The organism is Mesorhizobium sp. M7A.F.Ca.CA.003.01.2.1, assembly GCF_003998945.1.
In the GTDB taxonomy this organism is placed as follows: Bacteria; Pseudomonadota; Alphaproteobacteria; order Rhizobiales; family Rhizobiaceae; genus Mesorhizobium; species Mesorhizobium ciceri.
On sequence record NZ_RZRA01001077.1, the window covers coordinates 1 to 1744 of the forward strand.

1 protein-coding gene is annotated in these 1744 nt (G+C 63.1%); it reads left to right on the forward strand.

Annotated elements, in window-relative coordinates; all coding sequences use genetic code 11:
* Positions 1 to 220: 220 nt before the first annotated feature.
* Positions 221 to 1744, forward strand: a 1524-nt coding sequence (locus EN969_RS29840) for a phosphate acyltransferase (protein WP_127419664.1), incomplete at its 3' end; no start/stop codon positions are given.

Consider the following 1744-nt stretch of genomic DNA (forward strand, 5'->3'; position numbering starts at 1 on the left):
GAACATACCGGTCGATGGTGGTCTTTACGTCAGCGCCTTTTGATCAACTTATCCGTGAAACGGTCGGATCCGTCCGTCAGACAATCGTTATAAGTATTTGATTGTTCAATACTTTCTACGCGCCGCCGGGTATTGCCGCCGGCGCGTCAATTAGCGTCGCGAAAAACCACGACTGCATGCTAAAAGGGAATCTCCAGGCAGATTTCGAGGGAGCGGCCGCATGGAAGGCGAGAGCAAAAAGACGGCACGTTCGGACCTCGACGAAGCCGCCCTCTACTTCCACAAGCACCCAAGGCCGGGAAAGCTCGAGATACAGGCGACCAAGCCGCTCGGCAATCAGCGCGACCTCGCGCTCGCCTATTCCCCCGGCGTCGCCGCCCCCTGCCTGGAAATCCGCGACGATCCGGCGACCGCCGCCGACTACACCGCACGCGCCAATCTGGTCGGTGTCGTCACAAACGGATCGGCCGTGCTCGGCCTCGGCAATATCGGCCCGCTGGCCTCCAAACCGGTCATGGAAGGCAAGGCCGTCCTGTTCAAGAAGTTCGCCGGCATCGATGTCTTCGACATAGAGATCGACGCGCCCGCTATCGAGCGCATGGTCGAGACGATCTCGGCCCTCGAGCCGACCTTCGGCGGCATCAATCTCGAGGACATCAAGGCGCCGGAATGCTTCGAGGTCGAGGAACAGCTGAAGGCCCGCATGGGCATACCGGTGTTCCACGACGACCAGCACGGCACCGCCATCATCGTCGCTGCCGCCGTGCTCAACGGGCTGGAGTTCGCCGGCAAGACCATATCGGACATCAAGATCGTCACCTCCGGCGCCGGGGCTGCCGCCCTTGCCTGCCTCAACCTGCTGGTCTCGCTCGGCGCCAAGGTCGAAAACATCTGGGTCACCGACCGTTTCGGCGTCGCCTACAAGGGCCGCACCGATGAGATGGATCGTTGGAAAGACCCCTATGTGAAGGACACCGAGGCGCGCACGCTGGCCGACGTCATTTCGGGCGCCGACGTCTTCCTCGGCCTGTCGGCGGCAGGCGTACTGAAGCCGGAACTGCTCCAGCACATGGCGCCGAAGCCGCTGATCCTGGCGCTGGCCAACCCCAATCCGGAGATCATGCCGGAAATAGCGCGTGCAGCGCGTCCGGATGCGATGATCTGCACCGGCCGGTCCGATTTTCCCAATCAGGTCAACAACGTACTGTGTTTTCCTTACATTTTTCGCGGTGCGCTCGACTGCGGCGCCAGCGCCATCAATGAGGAGATGAAGATGGCGGCGGTGCGGGCAATCGCAGCGCTCGCACGCGAGGAACCTTCGGACGTCGCGGCCCGCGCCTATTCCGGCGAGACGCCGATCTTCGGCCCTGAATTCCTGATCCCTTCGCCCTTCGATCCGCGGCTGATCCTGCGCATAGCGCCCGCGGTCGCCAAGGCAGCCTGCGACACCGGCGTCGCGACGCGGCCGATCACCGACTTTGCCGCCTATATCGACAAGCTGAACCGCTTCGTCTTCCGCTCCGGCCTGGTGATGAAGCCGGTGTTCTCGTCCGCCAAGGCATCGAGCGCCAAGCGCGTCATCTATGCCGACGGCGAGGATGAGCGCGTGCTGCGGGCTGCCCAGGTGGTGCTCGAGGAAGGCATCGCCGAGCCGATCCTGATCGGCCGCCCGCACGTCATCGAAGTGCGCCTGAAGCGCTACGGCCTGCGCATCAAGCCCGGGGTCGATTTCGGCCTCATCAAC